Source organism: Parasedimentitalea denitrificans (assembly GCF_011813015.1).
In the GTDB taxonomy this organism is placed as follows: domain Bacteria; phylum Pseudomonadota; class Alphaproteobacteria; order Rhodobacterales; family Rhodobacteraceae; genus Parasedimentitalea; species Parasedimentitalea denitrificans.
Genome location: NZ_QHLQ01000025.1, coordinates 1 through 22494, shown reverse-complemented (window position 1 = coordinate 22494; position 22494 = coordinate 1). Strand labels below are relative to the sequence as shown.

Annotated in this window: 15 protein-coding genes, 1 tRNA gene and 1 pseudogene; 3 read left to right on the top strand and 14 right to left on the bottom strand. The window is 53.1% G+C overall.

Annotation, left to right across the window (positions count from 1 at the left end; translation table 11 throughout):
• Window positions 1–89: 89 nt before the first annotated feature.
• Entirely contained in the window at window positions 90–1409 is a 1320-nt protein-coding gene (locus DL239_RS18635) for an ATP-binding protein (RefSeq protein ID WP_167685610.1), read from the bottom strand.
• Between the two features lie 85 nt (window positions 1410–1494).
• Between DL239_RS18635 and DL239_RS18630 the strand changes: the two genes are divergently transcribed.
• Both DL239_RS18630 and DL239_RS18625 read left to right on the top strand, forming a co-directional pair.
• A complete protein-coding gene (locus DL239_RS18630) occupies window positions 1495–2409 on the top strand; it encodes an MBL fold metallo-hydrolase (RefSeq protein WP_167685635.1) in 915 nt (304 codons plus the stop codon).
• A gap of 77 nt (window positions 2410–2486) precedes the next feature.
• Window positions 2487–2561: transfer RNA gene (locus tag DL239_RS18625), tRNA-Asn, on the top strand.
• A gap of 694 nt (window positions 2562–3255) precedes the next feature.
• Here DL239_RS18625 and DL239_RS18620 read toward each other — a convergent pair.
• From DL239_RS18620 to DL239_RS18590, 7 genes are all read right to left on the bottom strand, one after another.
• Window positions 3256–4065 carry an inositol monophosphatase family protein gene (locus tag DL239_RS18620; RefSeq protein WP_167685609.1) on the bottom strand — a complete coding sequence of 270 codons (810 nt, stop codon included), beginning with the start codon at window positions 4063–4065 and terminating at the stop codon, window positions 3256–3258.
• On the bottom strand, window positions 4062–4841 hold the full coding sequence (locus tag DL239_RS18615) for a metallophosphoesterase (RefSeq protein WP_167685608.1): 780 nt from the start codon (window positions 4839–4841) through the stop codon (window positions 4062–4064). Before DL239_RS18615 ends, DL239_RS18620 begins: the two co-directional genes overlap by 4 nt.
• A 17-nt stretch (window positions 4842–4858) precedes the next feature.
• The gene (locus DL239_RS18610; protein ID WP_167685607.1) at window positions 4859–5671 is read right to left on the bottom strand and encodes a carbohydrate ABC transporter permease; all 813 of its coding nucleotides are present in this window, start codon (window positions 5669–5671) and stop codon (window positions 4859–4861) included.
• A complete protein-coding gene (locus tag DL239_RS18605) occupies window positions 5668–6543 on the bottom strand; it encodes a carbohydrate ABC transporter permease (RefSeq protein WP_167685606.1) in 876 nt (291 codons plus the stop codon). The genes DL239_RS18610 and DL239_RS18605 overlap by 4 nt, the downstream gene beginning before the upstream one ends.
• A gap of 79 nt (window positions 6544–6622) precedes the next feature.
• The gene (locus tag DL239_RS18600; RefSeq protein ID WP_167685605.1) at window positions 6623–7909 is read right to left on the bottom strand and encodes an ABC transporter substrate-binding protein; all 1287 of its coding nucleotides are present in this window, start codon (window positions 7907–7909) and stop codon (window positions 6623–6625) included.
• A gap of 46 nt (window positions 7910–7955) precedes the next feature.
• Window positions 7956–9023: an ABC transporter ATP-binding protein gene (locus DL239_RS18595; RefSeq protein WP_167685604.1), complete on the bottom strand. Its 1068-nt coding sequence runs from the start codon at window positions 9021–9023 to the stop codon at window positions 7956–7958.
• The gene (locus tag DL239_RS18590) at window positions 9020–9799 is read right to left on the bottom strand and encodes a DeoR/GlpR family DNA-binding transcription regulator (RefSeq protein ID WP_167685634.1); all 780 of its coding nucleotides are present in this window, start codon (window positions 9797–9799) and stop codon (window positions 9020–9022) included. The genes DL239_RS18595 and DL239_RS18590 overlap by 4 nt, the downstream gene beginning before the upstream one ends.
• A 1512-nt stretch (window positions 9800–11311) precedes the next feature.
• Between DL239_RS18590 and DL239_RS21825 the strand changes: the two genes are divergently transcribed.
• On the top strand, window positions 11312–11443 hold the full coding sequence (locus DL239_RS21825) for a hypothetical protein (protein ID WP_255456309.1): 132 nt from the start codon (window positions 11312–11314) through the stop codon (window positions 11441–11443).
• Window positions 11444–11853: 410 nt separating this feature from the next.
• On the opposite strand, the gene DL239_RS18585 is transcribed toward DL239_RS21825, so the two are convergent.
• The 6 genes and pseudogenes from DL239_RS18585 to DL239_RS18560 form a co-directional block, all read right to left on the bottom strand.
• Window positions 11854–14511 (bottom strand): AICE element replication initiation protein, encoded by a 2658-nt coding sequence (locus tag DL239_RS18585; protein WP_167685603.1) that lies wholly within the window; start codon window positions 14509–14511, stop codon window positions 11854–11856.
• Window positions 14512–15011: 500 nt separating this feature from the next.
• On the bottom strand, window positions 15012–15731 hold the full coding sequence (locus tag DL239_RS18580) for a site-specific integrase (RefSeq protein ID WP_167685602.1): 720 nt from the start codon (window positions 15729–15731) through the stop codon (window positions 15012–15014).
• Window positions 15732–16982: 1251 nt separating this feature from the next.
• Window positions 16983–17210 (bottom strand): hypothetical protein, encoded by a 228-nt coding sequence (locus tag DL239_RS18575; protein ID WP_167685601.1) that lies wholly within the window; start codon window positions 17208–17210, stop codon window positions 16983–16985.
• Window positions 17211–17277: 67 nt separating this feature from the next.
• A complete protein-coding gene (locus DL239_RS18570) occupies window positions 17278–18375 on the bottom strand; it encodes a glycosyltransferase family 2 protein (RefSeq protein ID WP_369410591.1) in 1098 nt (365 codons plus the stop codon).
• Complete coding sequence (locus DL239_RS18565) at window positions 18368–21574, bottom strand: glycosyltransferase family 92 protein (RefSeq protein ID WP_167685600.1); 3207 nt, start codon at window positions 21572–21574, stop codon at window positions 18368–18370. The genes DL239_RS18570 and DL239_RS18565 overlap by 8 nt, the downstream gene beginning before the upstream one ends.
• A gap of 500 nt (window positions 21575–22074) precedes the next feature.
• Window positions 22075–22494 (bottom strand): annotated as a pseudogene (locus DL239_RS18560) (integrase core domain-containing protein); the annotation flags it as partial.

Below are 22494 nucleotides of genomic sequence, written 5' to 3'. Positions count from 1 at the left end.
CCATTGGGTAATGGTACTTTCGACGTGAACAACCACAAGACAAATTGTTTTTTTCAGCATCAATTCGCGCACTCGCCGTCAGAGACCAACTACCTGCCGATAACGATATCAGCCTGTAGGCCTCCCAAATCCTGACTTGTACCCAGCCGCAGAGCACCACCATGCGCACGGGCAACATCCGCAACGATTGCCAACCCCAAGCCCACACCAGACCCCAAGTCCTGATTGCGCGCTGGGTCAAGCCTGGTAAAGGGTCTAATAGCCTCTCGAGTTTGGGTATGTGGAATGCCTGAACCGTCATCTTCAACGCGAATGCGCAAAGATTTTTCAGTAAGAGTAACCGAAACACGCGCCCTGGTTCCGTAGCGCACAGCATTCGATACAAGATTGTTAATCGCACGACGTATCGCCCCTGGACGCAACATCACAGTGCCATCGCTGCAGAGTTCACCTAGCATCACGTCTTTGCCCTCTCGACGCCAATCTTCAACAATTGAAGCAACCAAAGCCCGTGGGTCTGTGTCCTCTGGATCGCGGAGTGACACACCACGTGAGAAATCGAGGAATGCATCCAGCAGCTGTTGCATTTCGTCGACATCTTGCAACAAAGGTCTGGCATCTTCGTCATCCAGTAACGCCAACCCAAGCTTCATCCGGGTCAAAGGTGTACGGAGATCATGGCTAACTCCTGACAACATGAGTGTGCGCTGTTCGATCTGGCGGTCGATACGGGCTCTCATGTCCAGAAACGCACTCCCGGCTATTCGCACTTCTGTGGCACCCGTTGGCTTGTATTCTACCGTTCTGCCTCTACCAAATGCTTGCGCAGCATCAGCTAATCGTTTGATTGGTCGCAATTGGTTACGCATGTAAAGAAAGCTAATAACCGTCATGCAAATGCTGAAGAACAACATAGTGACAATAAGCTGGTGCGGTGATGACACCGTCAGTCGCCTTCGACTGAAACTAACTTCCAACGGTCCGAGTTCATTTGAGAAAATCAATTTGACCTGTTTATTTTTCAGAAACTTCACCGCCAGGATTGGTGCAAATTTCTCACGAAGCGTATCCCGGACTATCCGTCCAGAAAACTCATTCCAGGCCAATTCGTCCCAAGCAGGCAGCTCTGATTCATCAAGAAAGCGTAACTTCATTCCCAACGGCGCCAGCAAAGGTGATGCTTGCTCAATCAAGTCTTCTTGGGTTGAACTTGACGACGTAACGTTTGCAATCACTTCCAACTCACGCAAGATCGTCACAGTCATCTGCTCGGTTACTTCCTGCAGATGGCGCTGAATAAACGCATTAAACACGACGAACTGAAGCACCACGATAGGCAACATCATGATCAAAGCGGCACGCCCATACAGGCTGCGCGGCATATAACGTTTGAGCCATGGAAAGAACATAGTTAAGCCTATTCAGCACTGAAAGGACTGCAAAACACAGTCACCAACAGACATTTAGTCGAATGCAAACACTCGAGGCACAATGATGCAGGCTCCTGATGAATTCAACCCAATCACCGGGACAGCGTATGAGTTGGAATCTGGGTTGCGACGAATAGTGGCGGGCAACCCATCGCCTATGACATATCGCGGCACCAATACTTATTTGCTGGGTGAAACATCAATTGCGGTAATTGATCCGGGTCCTACTCTACCTAATCACCTGGATGCAATTTTAGCGGCTATTGGTCCAGGCCAGCACATATCTCATATTATAGTCACTCACAGTCATCTCGATCACTCCCCTCTTGCAGCCCCCCTCAGCCAAAGAACTGGTGCCCCGGTCTATGCCTTCGGTGACGCCACGGCTGGACGTAGCAAAATTATGGCTGATCTTGCTGCAGCAGGGTTAGTGGGTGGTGGTGAGGGTATAGATGCGGAATTTCGCCCAGACATACTTGTCAAAGATGGATCAATAATCACTGGCGAAGGTTGGAACCTAGAGGTTATCCACACCCCTGGACATTTAGGCAATCACATTGCGCTCGGTTGGAATGACGCGTGTTTCACGGCGGACCATGTCATGGGTTGGGCCAGTTCTCTGGTGTCACCACCTGATGGTGATCTAAGCGACTTCATGGCCTCTTGTTCCCGCCTGCGAGCAAGGCACTGGCGCGTATTCCATCCCGGCCACGGCGCGCCCGTCAGTGATCCCTTATCACGGATTGACTGGCTAATTGCCCATCGGAAAACCCGTGAACAGGCCGTTCTTGACGAACTGCAGAGAAGCCCTGCGACTGCCAAAGAACTTGCACAGGTCATTTACACTACGACACCAGCGCCACTGTTGGCAGCGGCTGAGCGCAACATTCTCGCACATATCATTGATTTAATGGAAAAGTCTATTGTCGAACCAACAGGGGAGCTGACCTTTGACACCACATTTCAATTGGCTAAATAGGTGGAGAAAATATTTTGGGATTTTCTCAATTCTTCTCTAGACGGTCAAGAAACCCGACGCTATATCACACAAACCGTTCCGGCGTAGCTCAGCGGTAGAGCAGTTGACTGTTAATCAATTGGTCGTAGGTTCGATCCCTACCGCCGGAGCCATAAAAAGCCTCTAACCTCAACTGGTTGGAGGCTTTTTTGGGACCCACTTTCTATGCACTGTGTATTTTGGGTCCCGGCGTGGGTCCCGAAATCAGTATTATTGAACTCTGCGATGTTCCTACTTTGTCAGCGTATCGATCACCCATCGTCCGATACCTGCCCCCACCCCGGCACCTCCCCCAAAAGCCGGAAGTATAGCTTTATAGGGCCAGCTTACAAAACACGGCATTTCTGCACTTTTTGACCATTCAGTCAGAGGTCCTTCGCGCTGCCAACAACCACTGTATCAGCCCCTGCGTGCCTTCCATAGGCTCGAACCAACTTTTCGCCGCCACAGAAAGTGGAACTTAGTACTTCACCAATCGACAGACAAAGGCAGCCAACAGTTCCGTTTCATGGCGATAACATCCATTGGGCGCTCACAGTCCGAAGAAGACATAGCCGCGCGCTAAGTCACACGAGACAGGAGAGATAGAAACGGCCAGGTACACCGGTTCCCGCCGCAAGCAATCGGTTCTTGCCCGAATGCCGTAGCCAGATGCCCATAGGTGCTGCAAATCCTCGCTCGACTCCGGTCCGCACTAATCGCACAGCCCAGATTAACAAAGCCTCAGCACCTGCAACATGTAACACAAACGTAAGAATGGTTCTCTCCTAGCCAATTCGGCTGATGAGGAAAAAGGTGCTTTTGTCTTCAATTCAGCGCCAAAGTCGTGCCGACAGGAAACATCGGGGCGACAGCATCCAGAAATTCCTGCGTCCCGCAGGCAAAGCGCAGTTTGTCGTTCAGATCGGTCTGCGTCCAATTCACCGTGCACCCAATTCCAATTTGTTCCAATATCGGAATGGCGGCCATCAGGTCCCATGTGGACTCGCCTGTTCCAAGGTAACCATCAACCTGACCTAGTGCGACTTCGATCAGAGACAAAGTGGCAGAGCCGCAGGAGCGAAACGTCATCTGCGCTTCTTCCAAAACAAAACGTAGTGTATTGAGCCGCAAATCAATCGGAATGACCGGATGAAAGCCGACACCACAGGCGGCCTGATCTGCTTTCATACCCATACGCGTCTCCATAACAGCACCATTCATGGTGCTTGCGTAGCCTTCTCCGCCGACCAGCGTTTGCGCGCGAACCGGGACGTGAATGACACCGAAAACTGGGCGTCCCCCATGATATAGTCCGATCGACACAGCCCATTGATCACTACCGCGAACGAAATTGAAGGTCCCGTCGATGGGGTCGACGACCCAAGTCCGGCCAGAACGGCTATGTCGAGATGCGCCTTCCTCTCCGAATACACCGTCATCCGGAAAGGCATCAATCAGAGCGCGGGTGATAAAGGCCTCGACCTCCTGGTCTGCCACAGTAACAAGATCAAGATGCCCCTTGGTTTCAACTGGCAAAGTGCTGAGCTTATTAAAATGTGACAAGGCCAGATGGCCTGCGTTGCAAGCGATGGTTTCAACGATTTTTGCGCAGTGTGGTGTTACGACTAAAGTCACAGTGAGACATACCTTTTATGATTGGTCAGTGTATCGGGCCCATCAAGGCGTAAGATGAGATAGGCATACGGTTCGGAGATGCTTCCCGGCTCCGGTGCCTCTAGCCCAAGGTCTAGCGCGTGCTGAAAGGATGGCCCGCCCCCGACCTGACAAAACGCACCAAACCAAATGGCTTGAAACGGCCTGTGGATATGCCCAGCCAAGATAATCAATGGCGTGTCGCAATCTGCAACAATGCGCGCAAGCGGCTCTTTCCCGTCTCTCAAGCTCATGTCATCAAGTGCAGTAACACCTGATGGGAACGGCGGGTGGTGCATGGCAATGATTGTGGGGCCAGAATGGTGTTCTGCGAGTCTGCTCTCTAACCAGTCAAGCTGGCTGGGATCGAGTGCGCCGTAAACCTTATCGTTAACAAGGGTGTCGAGGGCAAGGATCCGCAGATCGCCGACGCACGCCTCATAATGCAGATACGGGCCTGGGCCGAAAGGGACAATTGCCTGAAACGCGGCCCGCAATCCATCACGCTTATCGTGATTACCTGGGACCACAAACACCGGCATATTTAGCGGTGCAAGGATCTCTTTCAACAGCTCATAATCCGCAGCGGAACCGCCATCTGCCAGATCGCCTGTGAATATAACAGCGTCAAACAGCGGCGTATGCGCCGCGATATCAGCGACGACCTTGCGGGCCGCATCTGCCGCATCTTTGCGCACCAGCGATGTCTCGGGCGCATGGGCGAAAACGTGGAAATCTGAGATATGTGCGATTAGCATTTAGTGCTCCGAAGCGATTATTTGATGCCTGCCCGCATGAAGTTGGCAACGAATTGGCGTTGGAAGATGATAAAGGCGATGATCAGTGGTGCTGTAGTCATCAAGGTCGCAGCATTGACGAGTGACCATTCCACACCGCTTTCGACCGTTGCAAACACACTCAGGCCGACTGTGACGGGGCGCACTTCGGGAGAGTTAGTCACAATCAATGGCCACAGAAAGTTGTTCCAATGAAAGCTAATCGAGACCAGCGCGTAGGCCAGATAGATGGGCTTTGCCAACGGCACGTAGATGTTCCAAAGGACGCGCCATGCTCCGGCCCCTTCGATTTGAGCCGCTTCGTCCAAGGAAACAGGGACGGTCATGAAGGTTTGCCGCAATAGAAATATGCCAAAAGCAGAGGTCAGATAAGGCAGTGCAATCCCAAGGATCGTATCGATCATGCCGATTCTGGACAACGTAAGGTAATTCTCGACGATCAGAATTTCGGGCGACACCAGAAGCTGGACCATGATCAGCGCGAAGAGAAAACCCGACCATCGGAAGCGATAGCGCACAAAAGCATAAGCCACGAGGGTGCACAGCACGAGATTTGCGACCAAGACGATGGTGATCAAGATCAAGGTGTTCAGGAAATACAACGCAAAGGGCGCGGCCTGCCATGCTTCAAAAAAGTTCTCCAGTGTTAGCGGTGCATTCAAGACAAAATTGGCTGAGTAGATTTCATCATGGAATGCTGTCCAGACCGAATAGAGGAAGGGTAGTCCCCAGACTGCAGCAAGAAGCAGGCCAATGGTTGACCACATAATTTTGTTCAGATCATTTTTCATTGGTAATGCGCCTTTCGGTTAAGCACCCAGTACTGGACGGCAGCAAGAACCCCCAAAAGGCAGACCATCAAGACGGTCAACGTCGCGCCATAGGCAAAGTCACGTTGGGAGAAGGTGACCTCGTAGATGTAGTACAGCAGCAGGGCGCTTGAATTGTTCGGTCCGCCCCGGGTCATGACGATGACGTGATCCACCAACCGAAAGGCATTGATTAGTGCGTTTACAGCAACAAAGATGGTGGTCGGGCGCAAGAGTGGCAGCACGATATTGAAGAAAATGCGCGTGGCACTTGCCCCTTCGAGCCTTGCAGCATCTTTAAGGTTCTCTGGCACAGCTTGCAGGGCGGCCAGATAGAAAATCATGAACAGACCGGCCTCTTTCCAGACGGCGACGAACATCATGGAAATAAGCGATGTTTCTGTACTTCCTAAAAAGTTAATCGGCGGCAATCCAAACACGCCGAGGATCTGCGAAGCAAGACCAATGCCCGGCGCATAGAAGAACAACCAGATATTGGCGACCGCGATCATCGGCAACATCGTTGGCATGAAGAAAGAAAGACGCATCAGTGAGGTCCCTGGCAACCTGGCATTAACCAAGAGGGCCATGCCGATCGCCAATCCTATGGCCAACGGAATCGTTCCTAAGGCATATAGGGTGCTGTTGAGCATGATCTGTGCAAGGCGGTCATCCTGCAGCAGGGTCTGATAGTTCTCGACACCGACGAACTTCGATGGGCGTCGCGAGCTGGAATTGTTCCAGAAGGAATTCTGCAAGGCCCGAAATGCGGGATAGTGCGTAAAAGCGCCCAGAAGCAGGCATGGTATGAACAGCAAGACCATCGCCAATCCAAAAGGTAACCGCTTATTCATGTCCTACTGCCTCTATATGTATTAATAATATGCCCCGCGCGAGGGAGGGAAACGCGCAGGGCCTTAGGTAACTAACGCTCTATTTGTAATCGTCCAAAACGGCGTCAGCACCTTCTTGCGCGGCTCTCAGAGCTTCGGCTGGTTCTGCATTTCCAGTCACAACACTCTCAATTGCATCCACAAGATGCTGAGTCACCTTTGCCCGCTGGAAGGTCGCAAACTCGCGCTCAGCGTACTGTAACTGATCCAAGGCAACCAAGGCTTGCGGAAGGCGTTCTGAATAAGCCTTCATCTCAGGTGTTTCCCATGCATCGGCACGCGGTGCGACATAGCCTGTCGCGATGCTCCATGTTGCTGCATTCTCGGGTGAAGTCATGAATTTGATGAAATCCAGCGCCGCTTCACGCTCCTCGTCGGTTGTATCCGAGAAGATGTAAAAGTTGCCGCCACCGATCGGCGCGCCGGGTCCATCGCCGCCCGGGAGAAAGCCAACCCCCCAATCAAAAGTCGCATTCTCTTCAACAAAGGCAAGATTGCCAGTTGATGTCCACATAGAGGCTGTCTGCCCTTCAAGAAAAGCCTTGGGAGTGTCCCCCCATGAGATACCGCCGGGTGCCATCACTCCTTGCTCTGACAACTCCAAAAGAAACTCTAGAGACGCTACGGTCGCTGGGGTATCCATGCGTGCCTCGATCCCTGTCTCTGTGGTCAGGACATCGCCTTTTGACACAACCAGGCCACCAAAGAGCCAAGCACCACCTAACCCCAGGGTCGGGATGCGCGTGCCCCATTGACTGACATTGCCATTACCATCCTTGACTGTCAGCGCCTTGCCCATTTCGATCATCTCATCCCAAGTTGTGGGAGGTGCTTCGGGGTCAAGTCCGGCCGCGCGAAACGCGTCCTTGTTGTAGTAGTAAACCGGTGTGGAACGCTGGAACGGGATGGCGTAGGTCTTTCCCTCGAACTCGGCGTCTTTCATGAATCCATCGTAAAAGCCGTCGATCCATTCCTTATCTTCCGGCGTGTTCGCAATATCCGAGATCGGCACGACGACGTCTTCTTCGATCAAGGTAAACAGGTCGATAGACAGCAAAACGGCGACCTGTGGCGGCTGCCCAGCGTTCGCGGCCGTCAATGCCTTCGTGGTCGTCTCTTCGTAGTTTCCGGCATAGACGGCCTTCACAGTGTGCTGAGGGTTTTGCGCCGCCCATGTATCCGTGAGCGCCTGAATTGTATCCACCGCTGGCGCATTCACACCGACAGGAAAGTAGAACTCCAGGTCCGCTGCAGAAAGGTTAGTTGCACTTAACCCCATCACGGCCGCAGCACAGCAAGAGTTTAGAAAGCATGTCGAAGTCTTCATTTTGGGTCTCCTCCCAGATTGTAAAGATGAACGGCTTTTTTTGCCTTTATTTTGAATTGCTTGAAATGCGCAGACCAGTTCCACTGGAAAACAGATGTGCTTCTTCGTTCTTCCAACCCACTACGATTTCATCGCCTGGAATTGGTGCGTCTGGCCCATGATGGGCAAGAATGAAGGCAGCACCAGAATGCGTCCTTAGATGCACCAGGAAAACACTTCCTTCATATTCGACGCTGGCGATCGTGCACGTGGCCGAAAAGTCGTCGTTGTCGCCAAGGATGTGCATTTTTTCGGGGCGCACGCCGATTAACAGATCGGCCTGCTCTCCAGTGACACGTGACGCGACCCAATCGGGCAGCACCACATCCTTGGCAGCCAGCAGATTCATTGGTGGCGTCCCGATGAAACTTGCGGCGAACGTATTGGCGGGGCGATCATATAGATCCTTTGGCGCCCCAATCTGTGCGACCTGTCCTTTGTTCATCAGCACTACCGTGTCGGACATCGATAGCGCCTCGCTTTGATCATGAGTGACGTAGAGCACAGTGATGCCGAGCTGTTTGTTAAGTGCTCGGATTTCACTGCGTATTTCGACCCGCAGCTTTGCATCCAGATTGGACAGAGGCTCATCCATCAGGACAATCGGGCGTTCAGAAACCAGAACGCGCGCCAATGCCACTCTTTGCTGCTGTCCACCCGACAATTGCGCGGGCTTGCGGTCAAGCAGCGGGCTCAAGGCCATCAATTCGGCCACGCGTTTGAGTGAAGCCTGCTGCGTTGACTTTGCAACCTTACGCACCTTCAGACCGTAGGTGATATTTTCGGCCACGCTCATATGCGGGAAAAGTGCATAGTTCTGAAACACCATCCCAATATTTCGATCCGAGGCAGCCTTGCTAGTCACGTCTTGACCATTGAGCAAAATCTGACCCGCCGTGACGCTCTCAAGGCCGGAAATCAATTTCAACGCGGTGCTCTTACCGCATCCCGACGGACCAAGAAGTGTCAAGAATCCACCGGCGTGGATGTCAAAATCGACCCCCTTCAGCACGTTTATTGGACCCCAACTTTTGCGTAAGCCGCGAACCTCAAGTGAAATGCCCGGCGCGCTCATGCCAGCACCAGTTCAAGCTTAGATTTACGCAACACATCAAGGTCGTCCTTGCTTGCTTCGCTGTTGGTAATGACACCTGATATCTGGGAAAATGTCGCTGTTCGCATAAAAGCGCTCGGTTTGAACTTACTGCTATCTGCGATGACGAATTTCGTCCGCGACGTTGCTAAGACTTCTTTCTGGACCTGACTGTAGGCTTCGCTTGCGACGCTGATAGAGCGGGCTTTCAAATCGATCGCGCTGCAACAGATAAAAGCGACATCAAAGGACAAGGCGCGTAACGCCTCGATCGCCAAGGTGCCCGCGAACGAGTCGTTGATCGGCTCGTAACTCCCGCCGACAAGATAAAAGTCCGTCAGACCGTGTGACTGCAACTTTCGCGCGATACCCAAAGAGGTCGTCACATAAGTGCATTTGGGCTTCCGGATCGCCTCGACGGCAACAGCATGTGCTGTTGTGCCAGCATCCAAGAAAACGACCTCATCACCGTCCAAGAGGCTAATCGCAGCCAAACCGATCCTGCGTTTTTCTTCAGCACCGACCGATTTACGCTGGTCATTGGGTAGATCCCCATTAACGCTGGCCTTTCGCATTGCACCGCCATGGGTGCGTTCGACACGACCTTCTTCATCTAGCGCCTGCAGGTCTCGACGCATTGTCGCAATTGACACACCAAAATGATCGCAGAGCTCTCGAAGAGTCATAGCGCCTCTTGATGCCACCAAGTCAGCGACTCTCCCACGTCTTACAGCGGCCAATTCGAAATTTTCTGACATGTTCATGCTTGAGCCTTCGCTTCTTGTCCAAATCGCAGTTCATCCCAAAGCAATCTCAATCGCTCTCAATCGCTCCTAAACGCTCTTAAACGCTCACATTCGCTCTGTCAATTTTTTCTTCGCACCCACATAGGAAGTGGCAATGAGAAAACTGCGCCAAATACTCAGTCGGTTTAGGTCGCCAGGCTAAGTCTGTCAGTCAGAAAGGCAGAATAGGTTCTAGATACTGAGCGGACGGCTGTTCATATCAATAGCCTTGCAAATGATTGATATAATTTCGGTCTTTCTCTTGCCTCCAAGGTTTTAGGTAGCCAGAAGCGACGCTCGAGCAGACCGCAGACAATGGCGCTTCGTCCGCCTAGTGTGGGTTCGCCAAGATCTCAAATTTTCAATCGTGGCGAATGGCCGCTCTAGCGAAGCCGCAACGCAGCATTTGACGATGTAATGAATGTCCGGAAGGCGCCGTTCGCGACATGTCTTCGCGTCCTGGGGGCCAACTTTGCAAAGGTCAATAGCTGCGCATAACTGCCGTCGAGACCTGGAGGAAATGCTCCCTGTTGGATTTTCCAACTCCAGAGTGCCACCTGAACGTCGGAAGGACAGCCGTCCGCCCATAGCTTTTATATTGTCGACGGCGTCATTTGTCTGCCCAGACAAACACAAGAACCAACTAGGCCAAGGACTCTCGATGTATTAGAATAACATATCCCATGTGAAGTGGGGTCGTCATCGAGGTTCTTCATGTCAATTCACCTCCAATTCCAATCCAAACAACACGAAGCTTCGTTCAGTTTAGGAGCCAAGAAAACGCAACGCGGTGCTTCTGGGGCTGCAATTTGTGGAGCACGAACCAGAAATGGCGCCGCATGTCAAAACATCCCAATCAAGGAAGGGAGTAATCGGTGTCTGAGCCACGCCGGACCAAAGGCTGCAAATGCCTTTCGAGAACGCAAGAAACGGGCTTTCGAAGGCGGGCGGATCAGTGCGGCAGAATGGAACCGAGCAGAAGCACGGCGCGCTGCAAATAGGTTGGGAGACCAATGGAAGACAAACCCTTGGCTCCCCGGCAGCACCATTGATCTCGGCGAACAGGAAAGGAATTTTAGGGACGCGGTAAGTGGGTTGGCGTTGGATGCACTGCCCCCTGCTGTGGTGGATTGGTTACGCTGGCGCTACCGGCGGACTCAGATAGATCGGCCGAACAGTGCTTCTTGGTACAAGGCGCTGACACAAGACCTGCAGAGGCGCATAGAGCTCGCTGGGCCGCGCCCTACTGGAACTGACTACAGTGAACACAAATTCGCTTCAGCGCCCCGGACGTGGGCCGTGAGCGAAACCGGCACCACCAGCTCATCCCGGCGTGAACTGCCAGACACCCCTCGCGCACCCAAAATTGTTCGTGGAAAGGGCTACACGCGGCCCGGGCGCCCACGGACGCAACCCGCCGATGAGAATGAATTTGATGATTTGATGAGGGTTTACCGACAGAACACAGCGGTGCTTGAACAAATAATGTCGGCAGCACGAGGTGAAGCCAAACAGTTGGCCGTCCTACGTACCCTGCGAGATTACCTGGCACGTCCTGCCGACGTAGAGGCATGCAAGCGGTGGTTGGAATTGGTTGAGGCAGTTCAGGTACGGTAGACATTGGAAGCCATGGGAAGAGATCGAAGGCAGTCCTCGTTCGGCAAGCGCGCATCTTCGGGAAGGCGCTCTTCAATTTCTATAGTGATCTTAACTTCCTCGTAGCACCAACTCATAGGCTCAAATGCCATTTGCTTCGAAAGGCTCGTTTGTTGCCGGGCGTGACAGCCGGTGACGGCAGGTGACACCCGCAACTCCATCAGCTGTCACGTGTAACAAGCTGTTTTTACTACGTATAACCACCTCATGACAGCCGTGACAGCCGGTTTCTCTACTTCTTTAAATAGAAAGAAAGAGAGGGAGTGGCACGGACGCATACGGAAAGCGGCGGCAGACTGCAAAGCGAGAAATTTTCCCGCACTTGGCTGTCACGGCTGTCACCGCTCGCTTTCCTAAGTAGTTTCAGTGCCTTACGAATGACAGCTGGAGAGTGGGCTGACAGCTCCAGCTGCCGCCGTGGACACTTGAATCAATCGGACCTGACGGCTCCTATTTGCCACAAACCTTTTCCGCTTAATGCCCCATACCTCCTCAAGCCCCGGCCACAGGCGCTCATATTGCCCCTTAAACGGCATGAGCTTTCGATCCCAGGGCGGCCCATTGGGAAGTGGAATATTTGCAACGGCCATTTCCAGTTCAGCAAAGCTACCGCACCAAATACCGCCGGGCTGTGCTTCCAGAACGGCCTTGAGACGCAACGCCACCGGGTTGTTCTCAAGAATGCGCCCAGCTTCGCTTTGCTCGCCGTCGCTAAGCGCGGTCATACATAGCCCTGCAGGCCATCCCAATCCCTGCGCCATTGCCTCTGCGGTGATTGCTGCATCAGAAAGTCGGGGCGGGTCCATCACACCTCGCTCACAATCTGTCTCGACCGCATCCCAATTGGTCAATCCACCTGCCATTGCACTGTAAAGCGCGCCAAGAATTTTGGGATAATCCGTCTTCCAGGCTTCATCCAAGGCACTTTCACTGCGGCGTTGGGTGCGAGCAATATTTGGTGGCTCAATGCGCAAGGTCCGCTGCGCAAGGTCGGGATAATTGACAATGCCCGAAAGAACGCTGGTAAAGACCACGCTGGCGTGCGCTTGAGTAATACTGCGGTCACCGTCCGTATAGAGCTTTCGCGCAGCGTACGAGGTCCCGGAGGCAAGAGCACAAAGCACATCGGAGGTGGACTTTGTGATCCTGCTTGCGTTGTCAACAACCATGTTGAGCCGGTTGCTGACGACGGGAAATAGCTTTTCAGGTTCGCTAGGAAGCGTTGACGTAACAGCGGCAGCATCTGGGTCAGTCAAGGCAACCAGCCGACGCGCCATTGTCGTTTTTCCTGATCCTTGTTGCCCTGCAATCATCATGTGCGGGACCGTCCCCGGACGATACAACGCAGAACCAAGGAAGCTAAGAAGGGCAGCACGTTGCCTCACACCCGGGTCTGAAGCACTGTTTGGATCTTTCATAGACACGATAGGCAGATGCCTGCCAAGCAATGGAAACAAATCAGCCGGAGCGGCCGACGTGTCAGCTTCCGGGAGAGGAAGCCCACCTTTGCGATCGGTCATATGGATTGACACCTTCGACACAGGCAACTCTTCCCACCCGAAAGCCTGAATCTTCACCACCCGCCCGTTTGCCATACGGTTTACATAAATTGCGGGTTGTCCGGCCTCATCCTTTAGCTGAGCCTGGCGAAAATGAACTACTTCCTTTGGAGCGTCCCCATCTACACGGTTCAGCAAGTGATCAAACAGATTGTTTGCTGCAGTTCCCGTAAGGTTGTGCCCATTCTTTGCAGCAACGCGCAAAAGACCACGGTCTTTCCCTGAAATATTAAACAACCGGCCCTCGCGGGAAAGCCAAACCGTGCCTTTTTCGTCCTGAAAAAGCCGCGCGTCACCCGAAAGAACCGTTTCCGCTGCTCGTTCATGCGCGGCATCTCCACGCTTGGGTTGTTTCGCTGCCATTGTCTCTGCCTTGGCTTGACGGGATGCATTGGTTTTCATTTCCGCTGGGGTCAACGGATACGCTCCGAACCAAATACGCGCCTCAAAAATGCTCGAACTTTCCGGCAGGTTCTCGGTGTTCAGGCCCATAGCAATGAGCCCGGAAACGTGGTCCTCGTATTGCGTCCGCACCATAGCCACGAAATCAGGGGTGGTCAGGGCATCGCAGGACGCGTGGTTGCAGAACGCGGAGCCGTCCGAACCGATAAAGGAGAACCCAGTTTCTGGACGGTCGCCGTGCGCGTGCCAGTTGGGGCACATAGCATCGACAACCCCCTGTGTCCGCTCTCGTGGTTCAAGTCCAACAACCTCAGCCATACGAACCACGGCGTCGTCCATCGACGCGTCGCGTGGCCGCGCACCAGCACCCATAGCCGCCAAATCCTTGGACGTCTTAGCCGACATAGGCACGTCAGCGTTGCGCCAGTCGGCGTTACCGATCAAGGCAAGACCAATCGCATCCACGGTCGCAGTGTTCGTGGGGTTCCACTCGATGTAGCCCACGGCGGGCGAACGGTTCTTGCTGTCTTTGTAGGCTGGCTTGGAGTTGTGGCCCCAAGGCAGGCGCAGGTAGCGGGTTGCATCGTGCAGCGCGTCCGTCAGCTTGCGTTCGATCATGTAGGCACGCAGCAACGCCAACTCCTGCCAACGCTCCGGCGTGGTGGCATCGCCTTCGAGCTTCCACACCCAAGTTTCGTTACCCGGGGAGGTTTCAATCTTGGCCGTCGGCTGCGGGAACCCAGCTGCAAACATTTCGTCCCACAGCTTGCGGTCAACCTTCGTGCCAATGTCGTCCGCATAAAGCATCGGCTGCGCCACGACTTCGCCCAGGGTCCGATTGTTCGCACCACGGCGTAGCTGCCCGGTGCAGAAATACAGGTCCGCGTTGTCTGGGTCGGACACGCGCCGACGCAAGGCCGCTGTCCCTTGCATCCCGAACCAGCTTGCGTCCGTCGTAATGTCGTTGAATCCCGTCACCCACACGTCCGTCGCCTCGGCCCCGTAGAATACTTCAAGAAACTCGTCCGCGACGGCCCAGCTGTCTTTATGTTGCTTCATATCAAGCATTACACGGCTCCTCCAAAAAATTCGGTAGCGGCGGGCAAGAAAAGCATCACTTCATCGGACAGAGTTTGGGGCATACTCCCAAGAATTTTTGCATGGTCGCTAGCTGGCAAACGGGCAAGTACCGCAGCCCAGACTTCGGACGTAAGCGGTTGGCGTTTTCCCTGCACGTGAGTCATCACGACGCCCCAACGCTCCATTGTTCGTGGGGAAACACGAAAGGCGTTCAAAGAGACAGTTTCGGCATGTTCTGAAACGGGTGCCCGCAGTGGCGGGCGTTCTAGTGCATAAGGCACAGGCATACTCCAAGTATACCCGCTGAAAGCGGGTGTAAGTTGAAGCATCGCGCGTAATCAATGTGTTCATTTCTCCCCGGCGGGATTTCAGCCGGGTCGCCCTAAGGCTCTTAGTTCATAAACTCGGTGCGCTGACCCGGTTGTCCAGATGCAGTACCAGACCACTACCAACACGCCAGATGAGGTGCAAGAGGGCCTTTTACCTAGTTATTGCACTCCCGCCAATTTTACTATGTTGGAGCCCTCTACTGCATCCACACAGGTCCGGACAATTGTCGCCCAGCGTTCAAAGGCATCCCGCTTCTGATCCAGCATCGTGGAATGCTGATAGCGTAGAGCAACGTCGTTCAATGTACTTGCTCCCACATGGTTCAGGCATCGGTCTGCAATGATTGGATCAATTCCTGAGTCAGCGGAGAGTGTTGCGAAGGTTCTGCGGAAATCATGAAACGTCCAGCCGCTCACGCCCGCCTCATTGTCGAGCTTGGTCTTAAACCTCGACCACCCGCTGAACGGAGTTTTCCCTGTCGCACCGACAAATACCAGATCCGAACCACAATCCCGTTTCCGAGCATGATCCAGAACGAATTGTGCTTCAGTATTCAGTGGAACGAGGTAGTCCTTGCCGGTTTTTGTTCGTTCACCTGGAATAGTCCACAAATCACCTTCAATCTCCGACCAGCGCATTCCGGCAACCTCGTCCCGCCGCTGCGCTGTTGCAATCATCATCTTGACTGCTTGGGCCGCTACATGGTCGGCATGGTGTTCCAGCGCGAGCCAAACTTTACCAAGCTCCTCTCGCGTCAGGAAACGATCGCGTTTGGCGGTTTGCCCAACACGCAAGGTCAATAGGTCGGCAGCGATCTCACCTCGATCGTAGGCCCACTTAAAAAATGGTCGAACATAGCGAATGGACAAGTCAGCCACTGCAGGTGCGGTTTTTCGCCGTGCGTCAACACAGGCTAAAATGTCCTGTTTTGAAACTGCGGGCAATTTTTCTGTCAACAAATTCCGAAACACGTCCCTCAGCAGTTTGTCGGCATGCCCAATGGTTCGTAGCTCACTCCGATGAGCAACATAAACAGTCAGGGCATCTCCAAACGAACGCGCATTCTTGAGACGGTACCGCTCAGCTCGTTGAGCAAGAACATCTCCTCCAGCGGCTCTGGTCACAGCCACTGAGGACAGTTTAACGCGTGCCGCCTCCCTCGCAGCAGGAGCGGCAAGTCCGGGCCAGTGCCCAATTGTATCCCTGATCCGCTTTCCTCCTACTCGATGGCGGAGCGTCCAAGTCGCGCCCTTTTGGTTCCCTCGGAGTTCTAGCCCCGGGACGACCGTGTCTTTCAATGTGGCACGGCCGGATTCTGGCAAGTTTGACTTTGGCTTCATGGTTTCTCACGTCGGGTCCCAGGTGGGTCCCACTTCAGGACCTCATTCCATTGGGTCCCAGACCTACGCAAGCCCCTTGGCGTTGCAACAGTCAAATGGTGTTCAGGTTTTTTCTTTTATTTGCAGTGGCATAATGGCGATCTACGTGAGCTTAAGGGGGTTTAAGGGAGTGATGGATTCACCCTACCTCCAGACTGTTAATCAATTGGTCGTAGGTTCGATCCCTACCGCCGGAGCCAATCGCCCTATAAGTGATTGGAAGTAAATGGAAGTAGGTTTTGACTCCGATCACTTCCTGTCTGCATGGTGCATGTGGCACACACAGCCCACACACTGCATCGAGATTCTTAAAACGGCGTTCAGCAGTTGGAGATGTTATGCAGACATGTCGTTACCTGATTCGCAAGCGTGGGCGATCTCATTTTTGTCGACGGATTCCTGGGGTTCCTCAGTCACAGCCCATTGCTGAGGCAGTTCGTATTCTCGCATTGCCTCATACCAAGTGGTCCACTTTGGACCTAATCCGCTTCAATGCCGCCCTGGTGCTTGCCTATGCCTCCTTTCGCTCGGAGATGACGGGATTTCCACTCCAGTGCTAAATACCTTCGATGCGGATAGAAAAGCTTTGAGCGCAGTCTCAACTGCATCTACGATCCTAGTATTCCAATTACTCTGGTAGAAGAGAGACAGGCTTGTGAAGAAAGCGCTTTGCTGCCGAATAATTACTCTCAAAGGAGCGGTATCAAACTGTTATGGGGCCACATCTCTGATCAACGTCCCTGCCCTCTCTCAGAAAGACTTTTCAAATTGGAAAACTGCTTTTCGAAAATGATTGCGCAGGGCAGTTTTATCTTCTTCGCTCGAAACTTTACTGATTCGTTCAGTCAATTGAGACAATATCCTATAGAAACTCTCCATGGCCTCTTCTGTCTCGCGGTCCAAAAAACCGCCCTTACGCTTAACGGTAAGTATTGTTTTGTCATTCGACAAACTGACGAGTCTCCATTCATCGCTCATATTGACATTCCTGTTTTTGTCTTACCCAATAAAATACAGTTTCGGACAGCCGTCCTCACCACTACCATCATCCAAAGTAGGGCACTTGTTCCAGTTTCGAAACCAGATCATCGGGAACCGTGCGTGGGCCATCGGCAAAGTGTTCTTTTGTGAGCATGTTGAGAAACCGCGACAGAAGTTTTGATCGGGGCGAGGTAATCTCTCGGTAAAGCTCTATCATATCATCGCGTGTCATGAGCGCTTTGATTTTTTCTTTGTGCGTCTTTACTGCATGTAAATGGCAGCTGGCTACATTGGGTAGCGTCTTTAACTCCGCAATTCTTCTCTCGATCTCAGGGAGAGCCGTTTGCAGCGAAAGGTCGTGTGACATGTTGAAGTTCATTCGCAACCAATAGGCCTCGCCCTGATCTCGGTTTACGTGATTGACACGACCGCGATCTTTTTTTACGAGGTAGCTCTCAGCATTACGTACCGAGTAGTGGTTCAGCGTCACAAGATCATAGCCATAGGTGCCAATCCCCAACCGCCAGCCATTTTCATTGAACTTTCTGGGGAGTTGCTTCCCTGAGCCGTTGACCCAAGTCACGGGTGTTGTGGTCTTCTTGCCTGTAGGGCGGTGCACACCGATGTTTGCAAACTGACCTGCCGGGAGCGGACCAGGACGGAACATGGATTTGATGCCCCAGGCCTGCACTGGCCTTGGGCAAAATTTGGGCGCACAGTAACTATGCTGCTTCACTATGGGAAGATCTTCGTAGTGGTCGATATTGCTACTGCCAAAAAGTCGCCACTGCATAGAAATGATCTCAGCCGAACCAACGGCCTTGACCAAGGCGTCGAGACTGCCATCGCCCACATGAATATTCACGAATTCATCTACGTCGGAAACAAGTACCCAGTCTGCATTACGCACTAGATCAAGCCCCTCGGCATGTTTGAGAGCACCACGTTGTGGTTTGGGCTGGCCCATTAGCTGATAGGGGTTATCGATCCGAGTCACGATACCCGCATTGGCCAAAGCATCCAAAAGTTCGACAGTGCCGTCATCGCAATCATTAGTGTAAACAAGAAAATGATCGAACCCGATACACAGATGGTGCGCAACCCATTCAAGAATAAACGGGCCTTCGTTTTTCATGCAGGTCAGAATAAGATTTTTAGCCACTTCTATGACCCTTGAGCTGTTCTTCGATGTCTTCCTTAATAAGTCTGATGTTGCGGGCTTTGCGTTTTTTTAATGTATATTCACAACCTTGCAAGGCGAGCTTGAGATGGCCCCGATCCTTAGCATGGTTGATAATTGTGTGTTGGAAGCGAGCAAGATCACGACGGTTCCGCAGTAGGCGGAAGTACTCGTTTGTGTTGACCTCGCCATCTGCCATATCGGTCAGAAGTGACTTGAGATTACCCATCTGCAGGAGCGCAGGCGCGGCCTTATGGCCAAAGAACGGGAGCCTCAATTTTTGGACGTTATCGCCTTTCAGCCGTGCCACATGTGCGCGGTCCAGTTCAAAATAAGGGTCGGAGACGACAACTACCTTACGTGCCTCTCCAATGCCTTCTCTGGCATCGCAATAGCGGCCTGTCCAATCCAGTTTTCTGGTCCAAGGCCAGCGGGTGTCATTCGGCAAGATCTCTGGATTTAGGGTTGTCTGCGGCTCAAGCGCGAGCACATTTGCGCCCGGGCAAGCTCGGGCATAGGTGAGCGCTCCGAAGCCGCCCATTGAGGCGCCGTAGAACAAGACCTTATCAAACTGCTTGAACCAGCCGGTAGCTTTCAGGTGGTCAAAACAGTCATGTACGAAGTCGTGGCGGAACCAGCCCCGATTTTTCGACATAATGCCGAGGACCGAACAGCCTAACTGCTTGGTTATCTGGGGGTAGCCCCATGGCCAGCGTTGCTCTTGTAGGCGCGCGGTGTGCACATTGTCGAAGGTCACGACAAGACGGCGCCCTACGGGTTCAAAAAAGAGCGCGTTATCAGGGCCTTCCCAAAAAAAACCACCGGACTGTGCCGCTTGTCTGCGCATTTCCTCGAACCGCGGTTCCTGGTCGCCCCCCATCGGTGAGTTCGGCGGTTCTGGAAGCCAGGCATCATGGCGTTTGACCTCGGGCGCTGCCATCTGGTCGGCTATTGTTTCGTTGGAGCTCACTTCACCCTTGAGCATGCGAGTGAGCAACGCGAGCTTCTTCGCGGCCGCTTGATCCGACATCACCTCGCGCTCGGGCTCCGGAATGAGCAGGCCGAGATCTTCGACCGGTTGTGCGTCGCTTGACTCTGCTTCGGGCTTGGTGAGGTAGATCGCGTCAGGCCGTCGCACCTCGGTGAGGTCGCGATAGAGTTCGTTGTAACCTGGGTTCACCTTGAGCTTGGCGATTTTATCTTTGTGCCAAAGCACGGCCTCTTCATGCAACGCGGCAAGTTTTTTGTCGGCTTTGAGGCCGTCCAGCTCTTTTTGCATCATCGGCAACCGAGAAAGCATCCGGTCGTCGGTTTCTGAGGTGTAGTTTCGGCGCATCCAATAATCGATGCCCTGGTCCTGTTCGGTATGGTTGATCCGCCCTCGGTCGCGCTTCACGAGGAAGCTTTCGGCAGATCGCAAAATGTAATGGTTAAGCGTCGCCATTCGGTAACCGAGCGAGCGCTTAGTGGAGCGCCAACCGTTATTGGTAAGAAGCATCTCGGGCATCATCCGGCCCGATCCATTGACCCAACGCACCTGATCCAGCTTACTTTCATCAGAAATCTTCAGTGGACGATGCACGCCAATTTTGGTGTAGGGGGCAGACTTATGCACCATCGATTTGAAGCCCCACCCCAAACGCGGTTTGGGAATAAATTCTGGCGCACAGGCCGTGAAAGTCTCCATGATTGGGCGGTCTTCATATTCATTCACATGACTGTTCCCAAAGAACTTCCATGTGAAGGAAATAACGTTGGGATCATTGCAGGCCTTAAAGAGATCAAAAAACGTTCCATCGCCCACATGGATATTGACGAATTCGTCTACATCGATCGTCAGGACCCAGTCGGCGTCCTCGTAGGCAGGCTGTTCCATCGCGTCTTCTAGCGCGACGTGCTGAGGCTTCTTTTTCGTCTTGTAGGGGTTCCAAGGGTTATCGACCCGGGTGACAAGGCCAAGATCTGACAGGCGATCAAGGATTTCGTTCGTGTTGTCGCTGCAATCGTTCGTGTAAACGAGGAAATGGGTGACACCAATTGCCTTGTTGTAGGCGACCCACTCCAAAATGAATGGCGCTTCGTTCTTCATGGAAGTGAGCACCAAAATCCTGTCATGTGATATTGGGGGGGCGACAGGCGGTAGCTGACCAAACATCTGCTCCGTCCGGCCTTCCATATTATCAATCGCGTTCTGGTAGGGCTCCGATTGCAGAAGTCGCTGTCGTTTGATGCCTACGGCAGGCTCCTGCGTCACTGGGGCCACTGCCGGTGCAGCAGCCGGTTTCACAGTGGGTTCTTTCGCTGTCGTCTGTGCCTTTTGCCGACGCAATTCTTCCTGCGTCGGGTGTCCCGGGGGAGGTTTGTCGGGGATTGGCGCAAGGAGAGGGTCGACGTTGTGGCGCACCAGCGCCCGTCCCAGAAAACTGTCTTCTGGAGCGATGCCATTATGGTTGGTCACGATCCGGCGACTCAGACGGCGGTTCCAAAGGTGAACGCCATAAACACCATCGGTCATAATGTTATCAACCACGTCTCCCGGCTTCACCAAATCGCGGCGGTCTTTGAATGAGACGGGATAGAATGCCTCCTGCGGCATCGCATGTTCCATTTCGCCTGTCTCATTGAGGAAATGAGTGACTGCCGAAGGCCCCCAAACACCCCACTTCAGTTCTGAAACATGCACCGGCTTGCCATCGCGCGCGGCTTTCTCAAGGTCTTCCTTGCTCTGTCCCGTCAGCCATGGAGGGATAGGGTATTCATCGGCACAAAGGGCGTTGAGCCGCTCAAGTGTACGGGAAAACCGGGGCAAGCCCAGCACCGCATTGCAAACGACTCTGTTTTTCTTTTCCCAGCCGAAGATAAATTCGTTTTGAGTGTCCCACGGCTGAACGCACAAAATGTCGGCATCCACCCAGACAACGTTTTGCAATTGGATCATCCGGTAGCGGAACGCATCAGCATGCACAGCCGGAGATCCACTTTCCTTGTGTCGAATGAAATTGGTATTGGGAAAAATAGAATTGGCATCCATTACTTCGACGCCCTCAGGCGCGTTGCTCACCCCCTCGTAGGTATAAAGAATGGTGCGATGCCCGTGATCGGCGAAGGATTTAAGGCACACTTGCTCCAGCCAGCTCAGATTGCCGCCAATCCATAGTGACGCAATGTCTGGAAGGGTCATTTCAAGTATCCTGTGACTACCACTCTTCTTTTCTACAATAATTTAGAGAGAAGTGGATTTGTTGTTTTAGGGCGCTTTTGCCACATCAACTTGGAAAAGTCGAGTGTCCGTCGGCAGAGTTTAGGGAACCAAAGAATCGCCTTCCCAAAATTTGTACATGTCCCGACTGAGTTCCAGTCTCGTCGAACGATATTCCCAATGAAAGAGACGACAATTAGTACTAAGATACAACGACGAGTTCAGATGTGACGCGGTTCGCATTGCAATAAGCCGTGGGCTGACGCGACCTCAGATCGATTCCGATTTGGGGGTTGGTGTTTCGACACTGAACAAGTGGGCTCAACACCATCAGAATGATGACCTGACGTCCGGCCCGCTTAAGAATGTGGGAATAGAGAACGCCCGCCTTTGAGCAGCCCCACTTGAGTGGTTCAAATTAAAAGTTAGTGCATGATTGACCTTTGGTCCATCGGAACGATGACCTCTTGCGCAGGTGTACGTTAGCCCAAAGCACTATGTGGTCGTTTGGTGTTGTAATGGTTCCTCCATCTTTCAATGATGATTTGGGCTTCACGTAGCGAGTAGAAGATTTCAACGTTCAGCAACTCGTCGCGCATCCGCCCGTTAAAGCTCTCACATTATCAGTTCTCCCTGGGTGACCCGGGCTCGATGCAGGCAGTCCTTGAGTCCCTGACGGCCTCAGCGATGAACTCTGGGCCGTCGCCCATTGGGCTCGAACCAATGGCGCCTTCAATGGGCAACTCCGACCTGATGTAGTCAGGCACGCCTCGCAGGATGAATTGATCCGTCAGAGCGTCGATTGCTTCGGTCGTATTTAACTTCCGCTTCACCCGGACAGCCAGGCATTCCCGGCTGTGTTCATCCAAGATGTTGAGCGTCCTAAAGGCTCTGCCGTCGTC